Below are 21,206 nucleotides of genomic sequence, written 5' to 3'. Positions count from 1 at the left end.
TGGGGCCGGAACCGGGTCCGGGTGTTCCCGGACGCCAAGACCGGCCTGTATCAGTTGGAGTGGCGCGAGAACGGGCGCAGGCTCACCCGGTCGCTCGGGCACCGCGACTGGCGGCGCGCGAAGAGGCAGGCGGACGAATTCGCCGCCGGGTTCGCCGGCCCGGAGATCGTGGGCGGGGCGGAAGCCAAGCCCGAGCCGCTCACGCTGGGAAGGCTCTTTGACATCTACGGTGAGGAGGTGACGCCCACCAAGGGCGCGCACACGCGGGGGCACGACCGGGCCGCCATGCGGATGTTCCTCCGGTTCTTCGGACGGAGCCGCGACCCGGCCACCCTGTCGCAACGGGACTGGGACCGGTTCATCCGGGAACGGCGAGCGGGCAGGATCGGACCGAGCGGCAGGCCCGTGTCGGACCGAACGGTCGAATACGACCTGAAGTTCCTGATCGCGGTGCTGAATTGGGCGGAGAGGTCGAGAGACGAGCAGGGCCGGTTGTTGCTCGACCGGAATCCGCTCAAGGGTCTCAGAAAGCCCGCCGAGAAGAACCCGACACGGGTGGTACTCGCCGAGGAGGAGTACCGGGCGCTGCTGGAGGTGTCGCGCCGGGTGGACTGGCGGTTTCGAATCGCGCTCGTGCTCGCACACGAAACCGGGCACCGCATCGGTGCAATACGCCAGCTTCGGTGGCCTGACATCGACTTCGAGGGTCGGACGATCCTCTGGCGGGCCGGGCACGACAAATCGGGCTATGAGCACATCACGCCCGTCACCGCCGAGGCGCTCGACGCGCTCAGGGAGGCGCGGAGCCCGATTCCCTTGGCCGGGGATGTCCCGGTGCTGCCCGCGCCCAGGAATCCCTCGGTCTGCATGGGAGCCGCGTTGGCGCAGGGTTGGTGGGACAGGGCCGAGAAGCTCGCGGGTCTGGAGCCGAAGCCCGGCAGGGGCTGGCACTCGCTGAGGCGGAAGTTCGCCAGCGACCTGATGGACCAGCCGCTGAAGGTGCTCTGCGAGCTGGGCGGCTGGAAGACGGCGAAGACGGTTCTTCAGTGCTATCAGCGCGCAGATGAAGGACAGCTTCGGACGGCTCTGGAAGCCCGTAGAAGACTCCGCGACTAGACCCGCAATCGGCGGGAGTCAAACGGCTGGAATCCGACCGGCCAATCCCGTAAGTTCAACCTCCATGAGCAGATGCGAATCCACGACCGACTGCCGGGCCGGCATCTGGGCAGGGTTTTCGGGATTGCCGTGAGTACCCCATTGGGTTACCATGCGCCATGCACACCGTCGCTGAGACACCAACCTTCTCCCGTCAGGCAGACAAGCTGTTCAACGAGGACGAGAAACGCGAACTGATTGACTACCTGGCCGAACATCCCTTGGCGGGCGATGAGATTCGCGGCACGGGCGGGGTCCGAAAGACGCGATTCGGAGCCTCGGGGCGCGGCAAGCGGAGTGGTGTTCGCGTGATCTATTTTTTCGGGGGTGAGGGAGTGCCGATCTACGCGCTTCTAGCCTACTCGAAGTCCGACAAGACCGACCTGACCCGCAGCGAGCGCCGAGCGGTGGCTGCACTCGTCGCCGCCATCAAGCTTCAAGGAAAGCAGGGGAAATGAGCACGTTTGGAGAAGACCTGGTCCAGTCCTTGAACGAGGCCCTGGACCATGCGAAGGGGGAGGGCCCCGCCATCGTTCACGCCCCGATCTCCCCGCGCGAAGTTCGTATGGAGGCGAAGCTGACACAGGCTCAAATGGCGGCCCTGATGGGAATGAGCCTCTCCGGCTATCGGAAGTGGGAGCAGGGGAGACGACGCGTCAGCGGCCCGGCTGCGGCGCTTCTGCGCATCATCAAGCACGATCCCAACGCCGTGAGGCCTGCGCTGGTGCAGTCGCCATAAGAGGTGGAGCGTCCGTCAGCCCGCCCTGGAGAAGCGTGAGTACCTACGGCCCCAGCTGTTCCGCCGCGGCGCTCGTGAGTCTGCTAGCGGTCGTGGGCACCGCGCAGGCGCAGGACGGCACGGTCGGTTCCGGCCAGGCGGGAAGCTACATCGGCGTATTTGCGGGGCCGGGCTCACTGGACGTCCGCATGACCGACATCGACGGCTTCACGGGGTCGAACGGCGTCCCCGGCCAGGCGTTCGAGTACGGCGACACCGGACTCGCGACCGGTGTGATGGTGGGGCGATCCTTCCGCCTGGGGGTCGTGCAGCTCCTGTTCGAGGCGGACGGGGCGTTCAGCGGTCTGTCGGCGTCCCCCGGACAACTGGATCCGGCCGGCATGGACGAGACGGCGACCGCGGAGCTGCATTGGGTCGGGACGGCGCGCATCGGCCTTCGGAGGTCCCTCGGGCGCGTCAGCGCCTTCGTCGCCGGCGGCGCGTCGGTTGCCGGAATCTCCAACTCGTTCACCGACCTCGATCCGGGAACGGACGGTCGCCTGCAGTTGGACCCCGACGATTCCTTCGACGAGCGGCCGACGCGGGTCGGATGGGTCGCCGGGGTCGGCATCGAAATGCCGGTGGCGAGTGCCTGGACCCTCCGACTCGAAGGCCTCTACAACGATTTCGGCGAAACCGTCCACCAGGCGGATAACCGGCTCGACGTCAACGCGGGGGTCTGCGGACCGGCCGGGCTCCCGAGCCCCTGCCGCTACGGCTTCGATCAGCGGCTCGCGCTCCTCCGTCTCGTCCTCGTGCGCCATCTCGGCCGCTGATCGCCGTGCGGCCCCGAGGCTCCCGCCCGACCCGCCGACACGTCAGCCGCTGAGCTCGTGCGCCTCGCCCGCGCCCCGCGGCAGGCGGATCCGCTCGACCAGCCGCTGCGCCTCGGCCGGGGGCGCCGGCGTGAAGCGGGACACGACCGTCGCCACCGCGAAGTTCACCGCCATTCCCAGCGCCCCGATCCCCTCCGGAGAGATCCCGAACCACCAGTTCTCGGCGATGTTCGCGGCAGGGTTCACGAACTTGAAGTAGACGATGTAGGCCGCCGTGAGCGTGATCCCGCACAGCATGCCCGCGATCGCACCCTCCCGGTTGAGCCGCTTCGAGAAGATGCCGAGGATGATGACCGGGAAGAAGGACGACGCCGCGAGCCCGAACGCGAACGCGACGACCTCCGCCACGAAGCCCGGCGGATTGATCCCCAGATACCCCGCCACGATGACGGCAGCCCCGGCGCTGAATCGCGCCGCGATGAGTTCGCCCCGTTCGCTGATGTCCGGTCGCCAGTTGCGCTTGAGCAGGTCGTGGCTGATTGCCGCCGAGAGGACGAGCAGGAGTCCGGCGGCCGTCGAGAGCGCCGCAGCAAGCCCGCCCGCCGCCACGAGTCCCACCACCCAGTTCGGCAGCCGCGCGATTTCCGGGTTGGCGAGCACCATGATGTCGCGGTCGATCGTGAGTTCGGTCTGCACGGGTGCGCCCGCCGCGTCCACGGCCTCCGGCCCCACGTACTGAATGAGTCCGTCCCCGTTATGGTCCTCGTAGGAGATCAGCCCCGTCGCCTCCCACTTCGTGAACCACTCCGGCATCTCCGCGTACGGCTGGTCCGTCACCGTATTGAGCAGGTTCGTCCTCGCGAACACCGCCACCGCCGGCGCCGCCGTGTACAGGAGCGCGATGAACACGAGCGCCCAGCCCACGCTGATCCGCGCGTCCCGCACCCTCGGCACCGTGTAGAAGCGGATGATCACATGCGGAAGCCCGGCCGTCCCCACCATGAGCGCGGCCGTGATCGCGAACACGTCGAGCGTCGATTTCGTCCCGTCCGTGTACGCGGTGAAGCCCAGTTCTTGGTGCAGTCCGTTCAGGCGGTCGAGCAGGAACGTCCCCGTCTCCTGATCCGCCGCGCCGAGTCCGATCTGCGGAATCGGGATGCCCGTGACCAGCATCGAGAGGAAGATCGCCGGCACCATGTACGCGAAGATCAGCACGCAGTACTGCGCCACCTGCGTGTAGGTGATCCCCTTCATCCCGCCGAGCACCGCGTAGAAGAAGACGATCCCCATCCCGATGACGACGCCCCAGACGATGTCGATCTCCAGGAAGCGGCTGAACACGATCCCAACCCCGCGCATCTGGCCCGCGACGTAGGTGAAGGAGACGAAGATCGCGCAGATCACGGCCACGACCCGCGCCGTCTGCGAGTAGTAGCGCTCGCCCACGAAGTCGGGGACCGTGAAGGCGCCGAACTTCCGCAGGTACGGGGCGAGGAGCAGCGCCAGGAGCACGTAGCCCCCCGTCCAACCCATGAGGTAGACCGAACCGTCGTATCCCAGGAAGGAGATGATCCCGGCCATCGAGATGAAGGAGGCGGCCGACATCCAGTCCGCAGCCGTCGCCATCCCGTTGGCGAGGGGATGGACCCCCTTGCCCGCCACGTAGAACTCGCTCGTGGAATGGGCCCGCGACCAGATCGCGATCCCGATGTAGAGCGCGAACGAAAGCCCGACGAGCGTCGCCGTCCACTGGAGTACGGTCATGCCGCGCCCTCCTCGTCACGCTCGTCGACGTCGAACTCCCGGTCGAGCCGGTTCATGAGGAAGACGTAGACGAAGATGAGGACGACGAAGACGTAGATCGCGCCCTGCTGCGCGAACCAGAATCCGAGCGGGAAGCCGGTCCCCGGGATCCGGATCGTGTCGAGCGCGTCGGCGAACACGATCCCGGCGCCGTAGGACACCAGAGCCCAGATCGCGAGGAGAATCCCCACGTAACGGAGGTTGCGGCGCCAGTACGCCAGGTGATCGCGGCCTGCTGCGGATCGATTCATGGGTCTCCCAGCGTGCGAGTCCGAATGGTGCCGGATTTGCCAAAGGCTGCCTCCGACTTCACTTCGGCGTCGCCCAAGGCTGCGACCCGGCTGCGCGGCGCGCCAGTGTCACGCCTCGCGCAGCGACCGCGGTTACCAGAACACGCCGAAGACGAGCCACGCCGAAATCGCGGCGAGAACTCCCGTGTAGAGCGCCGGGCTGGCCAGCAACGGCACGCGTTCCCTGAACGGGTGGAGGCGGATCGGGCCGAGTTCGCCGGAACTCTTCGCCAGCCAGTCGTCGACGCCCGGGGGCGACGTCGCGTCAGCGCCCGCCACGACGTCGCCCGTCCCGCGCCAGCGCGGGTGGAGCGCCGCGAAGGCGCAGCCGGCGGCCGTGAACGCGACCGCCCACACGAACGCCTCCCACTGTCCGGTCAGCCAGGAGGGCAGCCACGAGACGTCGATCACCTCGCGGTCCACGAAACCGATGACGCCGTACAGCCCTCCGCTGGCGAGACCGGCGATTCCCACCCGCCGGTTCGTGTGCGTCACGGCTCCCACGAGGTAGACGATGAGGAGCGGCGTGACGAACACCGACGTGACCGAGCGGAAGGCGGCGAGCATCGTCGGCGCGCGCAGGATCAGCGGCAGGTAGGCGAAGCCCAGCACCAGGATCGCGACCGTCGCGATGCGTCCCACGCGGAGGTAGTGGGCGTCGTCGCGGTCCCGCGAGATGAAGCGCGCGTAGACATCGCGCGTGAAGACCGCCGACATCGACGAACCCATCGAATCGAAGGTGCTCACCGCGGCGCTCACCACGCCGGCCACGACGAGCCCCTTGGCGCCGATCCCGAGATAGGTGGAGATCAGGTGGGGGTACATTTCGTCGGGCCGGGCAAAATCCGGGAACTGCGCCCGCCCGAACAGCCCGAGCATGTCCGTGAAGAGCAGGATGACGAGGCTCACTCCGACCCCCAGGACGCCGGCCATCTTCATGTCCCACAGCGAGCGGGCGCCCATCATCCGCTGCGTCGAGGTGTGGCTCACCGTCCACCAGCCGGAGGAGATGAGGATCCATGCGATGAAGATGACGGCCGGGGATGTGGTGCCGTCCCGTCCCCGGAAGGCGCCCACGTGGACCAGGTCCGCGGCGGCGAGCCCCGGCGCGAGTCCCTCGGCCCTCGTCCCCAGGCCCTCCAGTTGCGCGACCATCGCATCCCATCCGCCTACGGCCTGCCAGACGGCGACGCACACCGCGAGACCTCCCGCCATCACTAGCACGCTCTGAAGCACGTCCGTCGCGACGACGGCCCGCAACCCGCCCACGGCCGTGTAGACTCCCGACAGGAGGACGAGCGACACGATGAGCGCCCAGGACAGTCCCGGTCTCAGTCCGCCGACCCCGACCAGCGTGAGATGGACCGACCAGATCATGAGTCCGAGCACGGAGGTCCGGTACTGGATCTGGATCAGCGCGCCGAGGATGCGCGTCCCCGGCCCGAAGCGGTGCTCGAGGTACTCGGAGTTGGTGTACAGTCCGGCCCGGTAGATGGCGGGCACGATGACAAACGTGGCGATCGTCACGCCGATGAGACCGCCGAACGTGTGCGCGGAGAGGAAGTGCAGGCCCTCGCTCGCGATCGTCCCCGTGGCCGACACGAACTCCGAGTTGTCCATGTTGGTCGCGAAGAGGGACAGGCCGACCGCCCACCACGGCAGCGCCCGCGAACCCAGGAACCACTCGCCGCTCGTCGAGGTGCCGCGCGCGCGGCGCAGCCCGTAGGCGATGATCGCCCCGTTTAGTCCGAGGACGATCAGCCAGTCCAGGGCGCTCAAGGCCTGAAGACGCTCCTGTCATGAGGTTGCGACAGTCGGGCGAGGCGTCCGCAACCGTAGCTGGCGCCCCGCCCGACCGTCAACGGCGGCAGCCTCGCCATGCGACGGCGCGTGGCGCCGGGCAACGAAGGCGCGAGTCCCGGCGTCGATATGTGAAACGTGCCGTTCGTTTCATGAGGGATGACGCAGAACAAGCTATGCAAACCACATCGCGGAGGTCCGCCCTGTCGTCCGCCTTGCTCGCCTGTTCCCTCGGCGTGCTCGCCTGTGGCGGGGCGCGTGAAGAGGAGTCCTCGTCGTCCGCGCCGGAACCGCTCGGTCCCCCCGAGGCCGTTTTCCCCGAAGATTTCGGGTACATCCACGCGGTACGTGAGCTTCCGGACGGTGCCGTGCTGGTGCCCGACCCCGTTGGCGGGGCGCTCTACCGGGCGGCAATGGACGTGGGCGTGCGCACCATCGTGGGGGGCGTGGGCGAAGGTCCCGGAGAGTATCTTCAGCCCGACGCCGTATGGCCGCTGCCGGGCGACTCCACCCTGCTGGTGGACCTGGGGAGGGCCCGCCTCGTTCGGCTGGGGCCCGATCTGGAATTCGGCACGACGTACCCGGTCGCCATGCTCGCGGGCGACGGAGCGATGGTGGTGGCGGTCCCGCAGGGGGTCGATGCCCGAGGGAGCGTCTACGCGCCGGTTTCCGGTGGCTATCCGCCGCCCGACAGCGGCGCCATCGTCCGGATCGACCCGGTCGCCGCGTCGATCGACACGGTAGGGGGCTACAAGCTCCGCGAGGTCACGATCGAAGAATCGGCTGGCCGCATGCGGGCTTCCCTGATTCCGCTCCCCCCCGGCGATGCCTGGGGCGTGGCCGGCGATGGCGCGGTGGTCGTGGCTCGGTCGGAGGACTACGGCGTGGACTGGCTTGACCCCGGCGGCGCGGTCAAGCGCGGTGCCGGCATCGCCTATGACCTCGTCCCGATCACCGCCGCCGAGAAGCTCGCGTACCTGGACGACCGGCGCCGGCACGCCGGCATTGGTATGGAGATCATGACTTCCGCGGACGGCGCGACGGAGACGCGGTTCTATCGCGGCAGTTCCGGCCGCTCGGCAGGGCTCGGTCCCGACGACTACACCTGGCCCGACGTGAAGCCCGCCCCCGTCGCGGGAACGGTCCGCGTCGACCCGCTGGGGCGCGCGTGGGTACGCCGCCACACCCGCGCCGATGGCGGCAGCGTTTACGATCTTTTTGATCGCCAGGGGCGGCGGGTAAGAGTGCTGACAATGGATGGGCACCGTATCGTGGTCGGCTTCGGCTCCGAGTCCGTGTACATCGCCGCGTTCGACGCGCTGGACCGGGCTTATCTGGAGCGCTACGACCTGCCCCGGGATTGACCCGCCGGCCAGCCCTCCGCGGACACGGGGATCCGCGGAGGGCCGGTAGCGGGCGGACTGCTATGCGGCGGCCGGTCGGGCCGACGACGCCACGTCCAGCGCGCGGTCGAGGTCCTCGATGATGTCATCGATGTGTTCGATGCCCACCGAGAGCCGGATCGTCTCTGGACGCACGCCGACGCTGAGCTGCTCTTCCTCGGTGAGCTGCCGGTGCGTCGTGGACGCCGGGTGGCACGCCAGCGACTTGGCATCCCCGATGTTCACGAGCCGCTTGAACAGCTCGAGCGCGTCGTAGAACTTCACGCCCGCCTCGAAGCCGCCCTTCACCCCGAACGTCAGGATCCCCGACGCCCGGCCGCCCAGGTACTTGAGGGCCAGCTCGTGGTACGGATCGCCCGGCAGTCCGGCGTAGCTCACCCACTCCACCGCCGGGTGGTCCTCCAGGTGCTTCGCCACGGCCAGCGCGTTCTCGGAGTGGCGCTCGATGCGGAGGTTCAGCGTCTGGATCCCCTGGATGATCTGGAAGGCGTTGAAGGGGGAGATCGCCGACCCCGTGTTGCGCAGCGGCACCGTGCGCGCCCGCCCGATGTAGGCGGCCGGCCCCAGCGCCTCCGTGTAAACGACCCCGTGGTAGCTGGGCTCCGGCGTCGTGAACTGCGGATAGCGGCTCGCGTGCTCCGTCCACGGGAATTTCCCGGAATCGACGATCGCGCCGCCGAGCGAGTTGCCGTGGCCGCCGATGTACTTCGTCAGCGAGTGCACCACGATGTCGAACCCGTGATCGATCGGCTTGAGGAGCGCGGGCGTGGCGACGGTGTTGTCCACGATGGTGGCGACGCCGTGGGCGTGCGCCACGTCGGCCACCGCTGCGAGGTCCACGATGTTGCCCGCCGGGTTCCCGATGCTCTCGACGAACACCGCCTTCGTACGGTCATCGATCAGCCTGGCCAGATCGTCCGGGGCGTCGCCTTCGGCGAAGCGGACTTCGATCCCCTGCTGCGGCAGCATGTGGGCGAAGAGCGTGTAGGTGCCGCCGTACAACTGGGGCACCGAGACGATGTTGTCCCCGGCTGCGGCGAGATTGAGGACCGAATAGTTGACGGCCGCGCTGCCCGAGGACAGCGCAAGCGCCGCCAGGCCGTGCTCAAGCTGGGCAATACGCTCCTCCAGCACGGCCTGCGTGGGGTTCATGATGCGAGAGTAGATGTTGCCCTCGACCTCGAGGTTGAAGAGGTCCGCGCCGTGTTGCGCGTCGTCGAACTCGTACGCCACGGTCTGGTACAGCGGTACCGCGACCGCGTGCGTGGTGGGCTCGGACTCGTATCCGAGGTGGATCGCTACAGTTTCGTCTCTCATCGGTCTCCGTCTTCTTTCCGATCAGGCCCGGTCTCCCGGGCGGTGAATGTCCACGCGGAGAATTCCGCGTTGGCCAAGCAGGCGCCGGCCGCTCCCCGTACGCCGTTGTGGGCGACCACGGTCATCGCCAGGTCGTGGGGCGGCGCGGCGCGGATCCTGCCGACGCTCGCCGCCATCCCTCCCGCAGCGCCGATGTCCAGGCGCGGCTGCGGACGGTCCGGCTCGGCGCGCACGACGAGCGGCCGGTCCGGGAGCGAAGGGAGGCGCGGCAGCGATGGCGGGGCCCGGAACTCCGCCAGCGCCCGGGCCGCATCCCGGGGACTGGCTGGGGAGGCGAACTTCAGGAAAACGTTCGCCGTGTGGCCGTCGAGCACCGGAACTCGATTGACGCTCGCCGCCACGGCGATCTCCGTCCCCAGGATCTTGTTCAGTTCCGGCTCGAGCTTCTCCTCTTCGCCGGGGATCCAGGGGATCGCGTTCCCCTCGATCTGAACGGACCCGACGCCTTCGAGGCCGGCGCCCGTCACGGCCTGCAGGGTGACGACCGTGGCGGCCTCGATTCCGAAGGCGTCCTGCAGGGGCGCCAGGGCCAGCGCCAGCCCCGCGACCACGCAGTTCGGGTTGGCGACGAGCCGGCCTCCATTTTCCGACCAGGGCTGTTTGGCGGCGAGGGCCAGCGCGTGCGGGTTGACCTCCGGCACCAGTAGCGGCACGTCCGCTCTCAGCCGGTGCGCCGAGGCGTTCGTGCTCACGACGTGCCCGGCTTCGGCGAGCGCCGGCTCGAGTTCGCGCGCCACGCCCGACGGAAGCGCGGAGAGCACGACCCGGCACTCCGGCGGTTCCGTGGCGACGCGGAGCGGCAGGTCGGCGGCCTCGGCGGGAGGATCTCCGCCCAGGCTCCAGCGGACCGCGTCGCCGTACCTCTCGCCCGCGCGCCTCCCGGACGCCGCGACGGAGGCGAGCCGGAGGGAGGGGTGTCCGTCCAGCATCCGCACGAGCCGCTGGCCGACGATCCCGGTCGCGCCCAGGACCGCCACGGGCACGCGTTCATTCGACGGATGGGTTACGCGCATCGGGCGCGCTCCTCCCGGCTGCGGCCGGCGTCGGGCGGCGGGTCGTTCGTGCCGACCCAGGTGCCTGTCCCGCCGGGGGCCGCCACCCTGAAAGCGACTCGGTGACGCTCCGCGAAGCTCAGCGCCCGCTCCTGCACGACTCCGCCGCCCGTCCGCCGGGCCTCGCTCCACGATGTCCGGCGGATCGGCCTGACGTGCGGGAACCGCTTGGGGTCGGCCGGGAAGATCCCGTCCACATCCTTCACGAGACGGACCTCCGCCGCGCCGACCGCGTGTGCGAGGAAGAGCGCGGTAAGGTCCGAGCCTCCTCGTCCGAGTAGCGATGTGATGCCCGTGGAGTCGACGCCCACGAATCCCGGAAGGACGAGCGCGTCATGCGTGGCCAGGGCCGTCTCGATCGCGTGAGCGTCCACCTCCACCGGTTCGGCCGCCCGCAGCGGGCCGCGCGTGCGGATCGGCAAGCGCGAGAACGACATTCCCACCGCACGCACGCGCGCCGTCACCAGGGCGAGGTGCAGCAGAGCGACGGACGCTTCCTCCCCGGTCGCGAGGAGCGACCCGATGAGATCGTCCGGGAGCGAGGGCGCAACTTCCCGCGCCGCGGCGAGAAGATCGTCGGTGGTGTCCCCCATGGCCGACACGACGGCAACGACCTTCGCGCCCCCGGCGACTTCGGTCCGGATCTCCTCGACCGCCAACCGGTATGCGGCCGGACGCGCCAGCACGGATGAACCGAACTTGAGTACGTGAACGCGGCGAACGTCGCGCAATGAAACGCCTCCCCCCGAGTCTCGACTCACGCTCAGCGGACTCCGGAGAAGCGACGCCCTGGGAACTAAAGCTGCCGTACGACGAAGCACGGCGGGCGACTCATCTTACCAACGGATCACATCCGTCGCAGGAGTTGGCACATCAGTGGAAGAGCCACCTTCCACAGGTTGCCCCGGTGTCTTCGGGCCTGTCCCTCGACCGGTCTCGATGAGCGTTGTGGGCGCGGAGGCTACAGGGTCGTGGGCGGCGCGTCAAGTTTGGCCGGGCAGTTTTCGCGACCGTGGCCGGGAAGTTTCGCGAGCGCAGCCGGGCGGGAGGCGCCGCGCGCGTTTCTTGACCCCCGTTGCCGGACCCATTAGGGTCGGCCGCTACTCATCGAGACCGGCTGAGGGACGGGCCCTTCGAAGCCGGGGCAACCGGGGTGCGGCGCGGTCACGCGCCTGCCCAGCGGTGCCAACTCCTGCGGACCCTGCCACGGGGTCCGAGAGATGAGCGTCGGACCCGCACGGGTCGGTCGGCTGCTCCGGAGTTGGCGTCGCGAACCACAGATGCGAGCCAGGACGGAGAAACCGATTGAACGCCGTACTGCCGGAAGGTCGAAGGGGCACCGTCGCGATGCCGGTGGAGTGGAGCCCGGAACTGGCGGCCGGGATCGACGCCCGCTTCCGGGTGCGCTACGAACTCGCCGGGCGCGAGGGCGCCCCGCTGCTCGTCGCGATGGGGGGTATCTCCGCCGACCGCCACGTCTGCGCCAACGCCCTGGACCCCGCGCCCGGATGGTGGAGGCAGTTGGTGGGCCCGGGCCTGGCGATCGACACGAACCGCTGGCGGCTGCTCGCGATCGACTTCCTCGGAACTCCGGGGACGTTCGCGCCGACCGAGTCAGCCGATCCTTCCGGGGGGTTGCTACCGGACCGGCTTCATCTCACGCCCGGAGACCAGGCGGACGCCGTAGCGGTGGCGCTGCGCCACCTCGGCGTCGAACGGGCCCACCGCATGCTGGGCGCCTCGTACGGCGGGATGGTCGCGCTGGCGATGGGGATCCGCCATCGCGCGCATCTCGACGGCGTCGTTCTGATCGGCGCGGCGCACCGCGGACATCCGCAGGCCATCGGAATCCACGCGGTGCAGCGCTGGATCGTCGAGTTCGCGCTCCGTCACGGCCGGGGGAGCGAAGGCGTGGCTCTCGCCAGGGCACTGGCGTTCACGACCTACAAGTCGGCGGTCGGGCTCGACGCCCGCTTCCCGCACGGCTGGGAGTGGGAGGATGGCGCCCCGGTCTACGCCGTCGGCCGCTACCTGGAGAAACAGGGCCGGGAGTTTGCCGAACGGTTCGAGGCGGAGACCTATCTGACGCTGTCCGCGTCGGTCGACCTGGCCGACCTGCGTCCGGAGGAACTCGGCGTCCCCGCCTGGCTCATCGGGTGGGAGGAGGACTCGCTGGTCCCGCCCTGGCTGCTCCGGGAGACCGCAAGCCGCATCGGTGCGCCTTCGCACTTGCGGATCCTGAACTCGGACGCGGGTCACGACGCCTTTCTGCTCCACGCGCCCGACTACGAGGCGGCCCTGAGGGAGAGTGTCCTCGCGAGGGAACCACGGAACCTGGTGGGCGCAGCCGGTTGACTCGCCGCTTCAGCCGGATGAGGGGGCTCGGATCGGGAGCCGAAGGTGCGAGGGACAGGCCGCCGAGTGCAGGATCGTGTTTCGCGCCGTCCGCATGCGCGTGCCGGTCCCCACGTCGTCCCCCGTGTTCAGGTTGCGGGAAAAGCGGGGGAAGCAACTGCTCGTGATTTGAAGCCGGAGCCGGTGGCCGGCGCGGAACACGTGGCTCATCGGATAGAGCCGGATCCGCAACTCGGTGGCTTCGTTCGGCTCCAGAAGCTCCGTCCGGTCCAAGCCGCCACGATACCGCGCGCGCAGGATCCCCTCCGTGAGGACGAACGAGCCTCCCGCCGGATCGACGTCCGTCACCCGCGCCACGAAGTCCGTGTCGCGCGCCGACGACTCGGCGTAGAGCACCACCTCGACCGGCCCCGTGACCTCTAGATCGCGCTCCAGCGTCGCCGACGTGTAGACGAGCACGTCGGGCCGTCGCTCGAGCGGCGCCTGCTCGACGGGGCCGCCCCGCATCGGCGTCTCGGCGTGGGTCGTGATCAGCCGGGAAGAGAGGCTGCCCCCGAGCGAGGGCGCCGGGTCGCCCGGATCGTACTCGAAGCGGTCCGGGGGCTCGTGCCCCGGCGGCTCCGGATCGAGCCAGGCCTCATCGCTCCGGTTCGCGCGCCCGTGGCTGTGCAGGTACCAGGGCACTTCCTCCGTCCCCGGCGGCGGCCACTCCGCGCCGTCACGCCAGCGGTTGGCGCCCGTCGTGAACCAGCGCAGCGGCGGATCCTCGCCGATCCCGTCGTCCACGCCGCGAAGCTGCCAGTCGAACCAGCGCCGCTCCTCCTCCCGCACATCCACCCAGGCATCGGGTCCGAAGTCGAGGTCGCCGACCGTCGCGGTCTCCGGGATTTCGTGCGACCACGGACCGATGAGCGTCCGGTTCTGCGCGCGGGCCGGGGGCGTCGCGGCTCCCGCCGTCATCCCCTCGTGGATGCGGAGCGCCGACCCCGCATACGCGTCGTACCACCCGCCCTGCTGAAACGCCGGCGCCGTGACGCGGTGGTAGCGATCCGTGACCCTGAGGCGCCGCCAGTACTCGTCCCGCGTCGGGTGCTCCAGCCACTCGCGCCAGTACGGGATCTTCCGCCCGATCGCGCGCTCGTCCATCTCGATGATCGGCAGATGGGCCCAGAACTTCGGGTTCTGGAACAGGCGCGCGGCCTGTGGGCCGGTCACGATCGCGAGGTTCGTCTCCCAGATCACGGCCGCGCTGAGCGAGAGGAGCAACTGGAAGGCGCCACCGAGGTAGTGACAGTCGCCGAAGTGGTCGTCGCAGATTACGTGCGGGGCCATGCAGGTGAGGTGCGGGCTTCCGAGCGGCGCGCTGAGCCACTGCGTGAGGGCCCCGTAGCTGCGCCCCCACATCCCGATCTTCCCGTCGCACCACGCCTGCCCCGCCAGCCACTCCAGGGTGTCGCACCCATCCTCGATCTCGGGGAGATATGCGTGGAATACGCCCTCGGACTCGAACCGTCCGCGACAGTCCTGAACGACGAACGCGTACCCGCGCTCCGCCCACCAGACGCCGTTCTCGACGAACACGTCCCGGCCGCTCTCGTACGGCGTCCGGGTCAGGATGGCGGGGAAGGGGCCTCCGGAAGCCGGCAGATAGACATCCGCCGAGAGCCGGACTCCGTCCCGCATCCGCCCCCGGATCCCATGAAGAAGCCGCACCTCCGGCGGGGGCTCGTGCACTCTAGGTCGGGATGGCGGCGACGACGTCAGCCGGTTCGGCGCGGGCCGTGTAGTCGGGGTCGGCGGAGGCGTAGACGATGGCCCCCGAGCGGTCAATGACGAAGGTGGACGTGAGCGGGAGTTCCCACGACTCGTCGCCGTTGAAGCGGGCGAGATCGATGCCGAGTCCGTCGCGGTACAGGGTCCGCAGGTCGCCGTCGACGGTGAACGTCAGACCGTAGTCGCGAGCCACGCCCAACCCGAGGTCCAGCAGCACATCGAACTCGATGCCGTCCTCCTCGATCCAGCCGCGGGCAAACTCCGGGAGCTGGGGAGAGAGCGTGACGAGGCGCGCACCCCTCGCTTCGATCTCTGGAAGAACCGACTGAAGAGCAGCCTGCTCTTCGCGGCAGTACGGTCACCAACGGCCCCGGAAGAAGCTGAGCACCACGGGGCCCCGCTTGAGGAGCGTTGTGAGCCGGACCGTGGGGCCGTCCACGCTCGGCCGCGCGAAGAGCGGCGCCCGGTCGCCCACGCCGGGGATTCGGTCGAGGATGCCGGAACTTCGCAGCGCCTCCGTGCCGGCGTGCATGACCGCCGTGGCGGCTGCCGGTCGGGCGGCCTCCTTCTGCGCGCGGATCTCGGCGAGTCGCCGGCAGAGCGGCCCGGCCACCGCGGCACTCCCCTCCGTGGTCCCTTGGCTCGGCGGCGCCATCAGGGTGTCCCGGCGCGGAGGCGCCGCCCCCAGAAATCGAGCTGGACCGTGCGGAGTTCGCTTCCGGCTTCGACCGTCGGCCCCAGCACGAGATGGGCCTCGGAGTCGCGCGTGTAGGCCGGCCACGGAGGCAGCCCGGCGCCGTTCGGGTCGCCGTTCGCGGCGAAGTTGACCCAGTAGGAGGACATCGTCTGCGCCAACTGGCGGTCCAAGGCTTCCCGCTCGCCGGGACCGACGTTGCCGAAGGCGTATACGATCTCGGCCGCGTGGTACGATTTGAGATAGTCCTTCGCGGGTCCGGGCGGTTCGTGCGTGAAGTAATAGAGCCAGGCACCCGCGCCGGCGGCTTCCGACGCCCGCGCCCACGTCCGCATCTGGATGCCGAACAGGGCGTCGCCGCGGCTTCGCATGAAGGCGTCAAAGATCTCACCCTCCTCCTCCACGGGGTAGGCGGCGTCGAAGCTCTCCGCATCGTCGCCGACGCGGCCGGCCACCCATTCGCGCCACGCGCCGAGCGTCTCCGGCACGGATCTCGGGGATGAGAGAGAGGTCATCTCATCCGCGTTGAATCCGACGAGCACCGGGACGTTGTTGTGCGTTCCCTCGGCGAACGCCGTCGTCACGTCCGTCGGCAACACCCAGCCGTCCACGTTCTCCGCCGTCCTGAAACCGCGTCCGGCCGGCGTCTCGAGCCCCGCCATCACGCTTGCGGCGGAGAGCTTGCGCATGTCCTCCAGGGTCTCCGCCCCGAGCGCGCCGAGGAACGCCGTTCCGATCTCTTCGGCGGAGCGTCCGCCGGCCGGTGCGTCCGAAAGGCGCATCATGGGGCCAAACCGCCCCCCGCTCTGTCCGATGGCGCGGTGGAAGAGTCCCGCCGCCAGCGGCGTCGCCATCAGCGTGTTCACGCTCCACGAGCCGGCCGACTCGCCGAAGATCGTCACGCGCTCCGGGTCCCCGCCGAACGCCGCGATGTTGTCGCGAACCCACTCGAGCGCGGCGACCTGGTCGAGAACCCCGTAGTTGCCGGACGATCCGTGCTCGGACTCGGCCGTGAGGAGCGGGTGCGCGAGGTAGCCGAACGGTCCGAGCCGGTAGTTGATCGTGACCACGACCGCGCCCTTTTCCGCCAGCACCGTCCCGTCGTAGATGCCGGTGGAGCCGGACCCCCGCGTGAGCGCGCCGCCGTGGATCCACACCATGACCGGCCGCCGCTCCGAGGCGTCGGCGGCCCCGGTCCAGACGTTGAGGTACAGGCAGTCCTCCGCCGTAGGGGCGGGGGGACCTCCGAAGAACGAACCCGCGCCGTAGGGGGTCTGCATGCACTCCGGGCCGAAGCTCTGCGCCCGCAGCGTCCGCTGCCCCCAAGCATCGACCGGCTGCGGCGGCTTCCAGCGCCGGTCCCCCACGGGCGGAGCCGCGAACGGGATCCCCTTGAAGGAGAGGATCCCGTCGACGAGGGCGCCCTCGACGTGCCCGCTGGCGGTCTCGACGCGGGTGTCCTGCGCGTGCAGCGCCGCCGCGAAGCCGCCGCCGGCCAGCGTGGCGAGCAGGACGCCGGCGAATGTGCGGGCCGGATAGGTGCGGAAGTCACGACGCATGCGCTGCTCCGGATCTGGGTGCGGCAGCGGTCCCGCCATGGGCGCCCGCGACGGTGCCGCAGCTTCGGACTGCAAGGTGTGGCGGCTTACTGAGACCCGCCAGCGACAGGAGGAGGCTCGCCGGTCGCGGGGGGCATCTCCCCGTTCCAGCGGAAGCGCTTGAGCGAGATGCGTCCCCACTTGTCGAATTCCACCCCTTCGTTGGCCAGCAACTGGTACTGGATCATCTCGGAGTACGAGTCGCCACGGGGGCTGATCTCGCCACGCGCGTTGATCACCCGGTGCCACGGGAGCGGCCGGTCGGAAGCGTAGAGCGCATAGCCTACGAGCCGGGCCTGTCCGCCGAGCCCGGCGAGCTGCGCGACCTGCCCGTAGGTGGCGACGCGACCGGCCGGAATCCGGGCGACGACGTTGCAGATCCGCTCGTGGAGGTCCGAAGCCATGGCGCGAATCTTGGGGCGCAGGGGCCGCTGGACAAATCCGGCAGTCCGTGCCGGATCTCCCGCGCCGGATTCCGCCGGCCGCGGTCAGCCCGCGGGTGGGCTCGCGACCTTCCCGGCGAAGAGGATCGTGCCCGAGAGGCGCTCCCGGATGAAGAACAGGAACGGACGGTCGGCCCGAACCACCTGACCGGCGCTCTCAACCACCGTGACCACGGTGGCGGCGGCTGCCTCGGTACCCTCTTCGTTGACCTCGACCCAGGACTTCTGCTTCACGCTGGAGATCCAAAGGCCTCCGGCCGGCGAGAGTCTTGTGAGATCCGCCCGGTGATCGAACGCGTCGACCATGCCGAGCGCGCTCAGATCGTCGTTCAACGTACGTTCGTAGGCCATCCGAAAGCGCGGGAGGAAGAGCGTAACATCGGTCTCGCGGAAGCTGTCGGCGATATCCTCCCATCGCGCCGCGTCGAGAGACGCAGCGAGTTCGTCCACGCTCACGCCCGGCGTTGGAAGGAGGACCGTCATCGAGAACGCGCTGCCCCCGTACGGCAGGTCCACGGCCTGGAATCGGTCGTTCTCCTGATAGGGCAGGTCCCTCCGCAGGGTCATGAGTGGTACGGTCCGCGTGGATCCGTCGTCGAGGTGGAAAGGCTCGGTTCGCGTGTGGGACGGATCGAACTGGAACGTCCACGGAGCCTTGAAATAGATCGCGTTGATCAGATACATGACGACGTTGGCGGGGATTGCCGCGGGAACGATGTTTTCGATGCGGCCGTTCGTCGCGGCCTTGACCCAGTCGTTGATCCGGACGGACGCCGAAGGATTCGCGAAGTCGAGTTCCGCCACCTCGGCTTCGAAGCTCCGGCGCACGGCGGTCAGGAAGTTCGCATGCACCGGGAAGCCCTGCCGAGTCCACACCGAGTTTCCGACGGCCGTCTCGACGGCCGGGTCGAGGCCGATGAGGAGCTCCATCAGCGACGCGTAGGCGGCGTTGACCTCGTCCTCGGCGAGGGCCCCGAATCCCAGCACGTCACGCATCTGGCTCCAGGTCTCCCCCGCAGCCCCGTTCATGGTCATCCCAAGCGCCATGGAAGCCGAGAAAGGCGACAGGAACAGATTGTCGCCGGGGTGGTTGGCCTGCGCGAGGAGGCGGAAGGCGAACCGGTTGCCCGCCCTGATGACCTCGACTTCCGCGGCGCTCAAGGCACGCGGAAGCCGGGTGATCTCGTCCACGCCCCCCGGCGGGCCCGTGGGCGATTCGCCGCACCCCGCGGCGGCGAGCAGGAGAACGGTCCGCAGGCCGATGAGCCGGAGGCGGCGCGCGCCGGATCGGGCGCGCGGACCCCCGGATGCGAACGTTCTCGCCTCGGTCATTGTCGCTCCCGACGTTCCATGAACGGTAGCCCGGCAGAGCGCCAGGGTCTGGAGATAAGACGATCCGACGCGCGCGGATGTGACGAACCGCGCGCTTGCGTCCGCGGATAACGAGCCGTTGAATCCGTTGGAAGTCGAATGGGAGGCGTTGCGAACAGCTATGAACGAAACGGGACATCATCGGATTCGGCATGTCCGACCGGCTGCGTCCATCATGGTCGCGCTGGCGGCCGGTTTCGCCGCCTGTTCCGGAGACGGAGACGCGCTCCCGGGCGCGGTCGCCGACGGCCGGAGCGCGGCGGGCGCCGGCGCCGCCCTCCATCGATTCGCGCCGGACCCGTCCAATCCATACGAGGTCGCAGAGCCGGAGCACGAGGTGCGGGTCGCGACGGATCTCATGGTCCCGATGCGGGACGGGGTTCGCCTCGCGACCGACCTCTACCTTCCGGCCGAGCCGTCGGACCGGGGGGACCGCCTTCCCGTCGTCATGATCCGGCTGCCGTACGACAAGGCATCCTACCGGGCCGGCGCGATCTCTCCGGCACGGTTCTTCGCGGGCCACGGATACGCCGTCGTCGTCCAGGACGTGCGCGGCAAGTACGCGTCGGAAGGGCGTTATCTCCTGTCTGCGGCGGACCGGGAGGACGGCTATGACGCCGTCGAGTGGGCGTCGACACAGCCTTGGTCGACCGGGAAGGTCGGGACCTTCGGCTGCTCCTACCTGGGGGAAAACCAGACGCAACTCATGACGCAGCGCCACCCCGCGCACGCCGCGGCCATCCCCCTCGCGGCCGGCGGGTCGATCGGGTCGGCGGGCGGCCGGTACGGCTACTTCGGCATCTTCGAGGGGGGCGCCTTCGGGCTCTCCGCGAGTTTCGGCTGGTTCCGCGGCAACGGCCGGAAGCAGCCGGGCGGGGAGCCGCCGCCCCCGGTAGAGATGTTCGCCGCGCTCCGCGAACTTCCCACCATCGACCTCATGCGGAGATACGGTCCGCCCGACCGGGACACGGACTGGGAAGAGGTCATGGGCACGCCGCTCGCCGACGCATGGTGGGACGAACTCGGATACCTGAGCGACGCCGACCGGTTCGACACGCCGGCGCTCCACGTGAACTCGTGGTACGACCTGGGTGCCAACGAGACGCTCCAGCAGTGGCGGATGATGCAGGACAACGCGGTGAGCGACCGGGGCGGCGCCCACCAGTACGCCATCCTCTCTCCCACCAGCCACTGCATGTCCGAGAGGGCTACGGAACACACGGTGGTCGGGGAGGTCGACTTCGGCGACGCCCGCCTGCCGTACCGCGCCCTCTATCTCGCCTGGTTCGACCACTGGCTGAAGGGCGTGGACAACGGGATCACCGACATCCCCCGGGTCCACTACTACGTGATGGGCCGGAACGAATGGGCGTCCGCCGACACGTGGCCGCCCCCCGGGGCCGAGATGACGCGCCTCTATCTCCGCAGCGGAGGAAGCGCGAACACGAGACTCGGCGACGGCGTCCTCTCCGCCGAGGCCCCCGGCGAGGAGCCTCCGGACCGGTTCGTCTACGATCCGGCGGATCCCGTCCCCTCCCGCGGCGGGTCCGTCTGCTGCACCGGGAACCCGGACGACCAACCGGGCGCGTTCGACCAGTCGGACATCGAGGAACGCGAGGATGTCCTCGTGTACACCGGCGATCCGGTCGGCGACGGCGGCCTCGAGATCGCGGGCCCGCTCGAGGCCCGGCTCTACGTGAGCTCGAGCGCCCCGGACACCGACTTCACCGTGAAGCTCCTCGACGTCCATCCCGACGGACGCGCCATCAACATCGTCGAGGGCATCATGAGGGCGCGCTACCGCGACGGGTACGAGGAACCGATGATGATGGAGGAGGGACAGGTCTATCCGGTCCGGGTGGACCTCCATTCCGTGGCGCACCAGTTCGCGCCCGGGCACCGCGTGCGGATCGAGGTCTCGAGTTCCAACTTCCCCCGCTTCGACCGCAACCTGAACACGGGCGGCAACAATTATGACGAGACGGAATGGGAGGTCGCGGAGAACATGATTTACCACGCCGGAGACCAGGCATCGCACATCGTCCTGCCGGTGATGGAGGGAGGCGGATGACCGAGTCCGGATCGTCGCCAAAGGGCGCCCGTCCCGACCTCGACGAAGCGGTCGAGACCTGGTCCCGCATGAACGATGCCTCGATCCTGCGCAGCGTCGCCGCCGTCATCCTGGGGTTCGTCGTGCTGACGCTGGGCTCGGTTCTCACCGGCCGGCTGCTCCTGTCGCTTTTCGGCGTCGAACCGGAGATGGCTCCGGGTGCCGCGTTCATCTTCACAAGCCTCGGCGTGCGCCTCGCCGTCACCGTTCTGGCGGGCTTCCTCGCCGCCCTGGCCGCTCCCGGCGCCCCCCGGCTCCACGCCGGCGTCCTGGCGGCGATTCTCGTCTTCTTCAGCCTCGCCTCCCTCGCCGGCCTCTCGGCCTCCGGCGACCCGTACGGCCCCGCATGGTACCCCATCGCGATGCTCGTCATCGGCCCCGCCGGCGTCCTCCTCGGCGGTGCCCTGCGGCCCCGTCGCCGCTGATCC

Annotated in this window: 19 protein-coding genes, 1 pseudogene and 2 riboswitches; of the genes and pseudogenes, 8 read left to right on the top strand and 12 right to left on the bottom strand. The window is 69.3% G+C overall.

Annotated elements, in window-relative coordinates; genetic code table 11:
• The 4 genes from OXN85_14225 to OXN85_14210 form a co-directional block, all read left to right on the top strand.
• Positions 1-1,116, top strand: a 1,116-nt coding sequence (locus OXN85_14225; protein ID MCY3601119.1) for a tyrosine-type recombinase/integrase, incomplete at its 5' end; no start/stop codon positions are given.
• Positions 1,117-1,274: 158 nt separating this feature from the next.
• A complete protein-coding gene (locus OXN85_14220) occupies positions 1,275-1,613 on the top strand; it encodes a type II toxin-antitoxin system RelE/ParE family toxin (protein ID MCY3601118.1) in 339 nt (112 codons plus the stop codon).
• Entirely contained in the window at positions 1,610-1,894 is a 285-nt protein-coding gene (locus tag OXN85_14215; protein MCY3601117.1) for a helix-turn-helix domain-containing protein, read from the top strand. Before OXN85_14220 ends, OXN85_14215 begins: the two co-directional genes overlap by 4 nt.
• A gap of 35 nt (positions 1,895-1,929) precedes the next feature.
• Positions 1,930-2,709 carry a hypothetical protein gene (locus OXN85_14210; protein ID MCY3601116.1) on the top strand — a complete coding sequence of 260 codons (780 nt, stop codon included), beginning with the start codon at positions 1,930-1,932 and terminating at the stop codon, positions 2,707-2,709.
• Positions 2,710-2,751: 42 nt separating this feature from the next.
• Here OXN85_14210 and OXN85_14205 read toward each other — a convergent pair whose 3' ends face one another.
• The 3 genes from OXN85_14205 to OXN85_14195 all read right to left on the bottom strand — a co-directional run bounded on the left by OXN85_14205 (position 2,752) and on the right by OXN85_14195 (position 6,581).
• The gene (locus OXN85_14205) at positions 2,752-4,473 is read right to left on the bottom strand and encodes a cation acetate symporter (protein ID MCY3601115.1); all 1,722 of its coding nucleotides are present in this window, start codon (positions 4,471-4,473) and stop codon (positions 2,752-2,754) included.
• Positions 4,470-4,763, bottom strand: coding sequence for a DUF4212 domain-containing protein (locus OXN85_14200; GenBank protein ID MCY3601114.1), 294 nt, complete (start codon positions 4,761-4,763; stop codon positions 4,470-4,472). The genes OXN85_14205 and OXN85_14200 overlap by 4 nt, the downstream gene beginning before the upstream one ends.
• A gap of 132 nt (positions 4,764-4,895) precedes the next feature.
• A complete protein-coding gene (locus tag OXN85_14195) occupies positions 4,896-6,581 on the bottom strand; it encodes a hypothetical protein (protein MCY3601113.1) in 1,686 nt (561 codons plus the stop codon).
• Positions 6,582-6,778: 197 nt separating this feature from the next.
• Between OXN85_14195 and OXN85_14190 the strand changes: the two genes are divergently transcribed.
• Entirely contained in the window at positions 6,779-7,966 is a 1,188-nt protein-coding gene (locus tag OXN85_14190) for a hypothetical protein (protein ID MCY3601112.1), read from the top strand.
• A gap of 60 nt (positions 7,967-8,026) precedes the next feature.
• Here the strand turns inward: OXN85_14190 and OXN85_14185 are convergent, their stop codons facing one another.
• From OXN85_14185 to OXN85_14175, 3 genes are read right to left on the bottom strand one after another with little or no spacing between them, the layout of a single operon-like run.
• Positions 8,027-9,322 (bottom strand): O-acetylhomoserine aminocarboxypropyltransferase/cysteine synthase, encoded by a 1,296-nt coding sequence (locus OXN85_14185; protein MCY3601111.1) that lies wholly within the window; start codon positions 9,320-9,322, stop codon positions 8,027-8,029.
• The gene (gene asd / locus OXN85_14180; protein ID MCY3601110.1) at positions 9,319-10,395 is read right to left on the bottom strand and encodes an aspartate-semialdehyde dehydrogenase; all 1,077 of its coding nucleotides are present in this window, start codon (positions 10,393-10,395) and stop codon (positions 9,319-9,321) included. Before asd ends, OXN85_14185 begins: the two co-directional genes overlap by 4 nt.
• Entirely contained in the window at positions 10,386-11,165 is a 780-nt protein-coding gene (locus tag OXN85_14175) for a hypothetical protein (protein MCY3601109.1), read from the bottom strand. The genes asd and OXN85_14175 overlap by 10 nt, the downstream gene beginning before the upstream one ends.
• A 97-nt stretch (positions 11,166-11,262) precedes the next feature.
• A riboswitch (SAM riboswitch) is annotated at positions 11,263-11,380 on the bottom strand.
• Positions 11,381-11,535: 155 nt separating this feature from the next.
• A riboswitch (SAM riboswitch) is annotated at positions 11,536-11,661 on the top strand.
• A gap of 78 nt (positions 11,662-11,739) precedes the next feature.
• Here OXN85_14175 and OXN85_14170 point away from each other — a divergent pair.
• Complete coding sequence (locus tag OXN85_14170; protein MCY3601108.1) at positions 11,740-12,789, top strand: alpha/beta fold hydrolase; 1,050 nt, start codon at positions 11,740-11,742, stop codon at positions 12,787-12,789.
• A gap of 9 nt (positions 12,790-12,798) precedes the next feature.
• Here OXN85_14170 and OXN85_14165 read toward each other — a convergent pair whose 3' ends face one another.
• From OXN85_14165 to OXN85_14140, 6 genes and pseudogenes are all read right to left on the bottom strand, one after another.
• A complete protein-coding gene (locus OXN85_14165) occupies positions 12,799-14,472 on the bottom strand; it encodes a CocE/NonD family hydrolase (GenBank protein MCY3601107.1) in 1,674 nt (557 codons plus the stop codon).
• A 52-nt stretch (positions 14,473-14,524) separates the two neighbouring features.
• Positions 14,525-14,905 (bottom strand): annotated as a pseudogene (locus OXN85_14160) (redoxin domain-containing protein).
• A gap of 15 nt (positions 14,906-14,920) precedes the next feature.
• Positions 14,921-15,175, bottom strand: a complete 255-nt coding sequence (locus tag OXN85_14155; GenBank protein ID MCY3601106.1) for a hypothetical protein — start codon at positions 15,173-15,175, stop codon at positions 14,921-14,923.
• Between the two features lie 41 nt (positions 15,176-15,216).
• A complete protein-coding gene (locus OXN85_14150) occupies positions 15,217-16,815 on the bottom strand; it encodes a carboxylesterase family protein (GenBank protein ID MCY3601105.1) in 1,599 nt (532 codons plus the stop codon).
• 86 nt (positions 16,816-16,901) lie between these two features.
• Entirely contained in the window at positions 16,902-17,258 is a 357-nt protein-coding gene (locus tag OXN85_14145) for an MGMT family protein (protein ID MCY3601104.1), read from the bottom strand.
• An 84-nt stretch (positions 17,259-17,342) separates the two neighbouring features.
• Entirely contained in the window at positions 17,343-18,629 is a 1,287-nt protein-coding gene (locus OXN85_14140) for a serpin family protein (protein MCY3601103.1), read from the bottom strand.
• A 160-nt stretch (positions 18,630-18,789) separates the two neighbouring features.
• On the opposite strand from OXN85_14140, the gene OXN85_14135 reads away from it, so the two are divergent.
• Both OXN85_14135 and OXN85_14130 read left to right on the top strand, forming a co-directional pair.
• Positions 18,790-20,739, top strand: coding sequence for a CocE/NonD family hydrolase (locus OXN85_14135; GenBank protein MCY3601102.1), 1,950 nt, complete (start codon positions 18,790-18,792; stop codon positions 20,737-20,739).
• The gene (locus OXN85_14130; protein MCY3601101.1) at positions 20,736-21,203 is read left to right on the top strand and encodes a hypothetical protein; all 468 of its coding nucleotides are present in this window, start codon (positions 20,736-20,738) and stop codon (positions 21,201-21,203) included. Before OXN85_14135 ends, OXN85_14130 begins: the two co-directional genes overlap by 4 nt.
• Positions 21,204-21,206 lie beyond the last annotated feature (3 nt).

It is taken from the genome of Candidatus Palauibacter australiensis (assembly GCA_026705295.1).
GTDB lineage: Bacteria > Gemmatimonadota > Gemmatimonadetes > Palauibacterales > Palauibacteraceae > Palauibacter > Palauibacter australiensis.
This window is presented reverse-complemented; position numbering and strand designations above follow the sequence as displayed.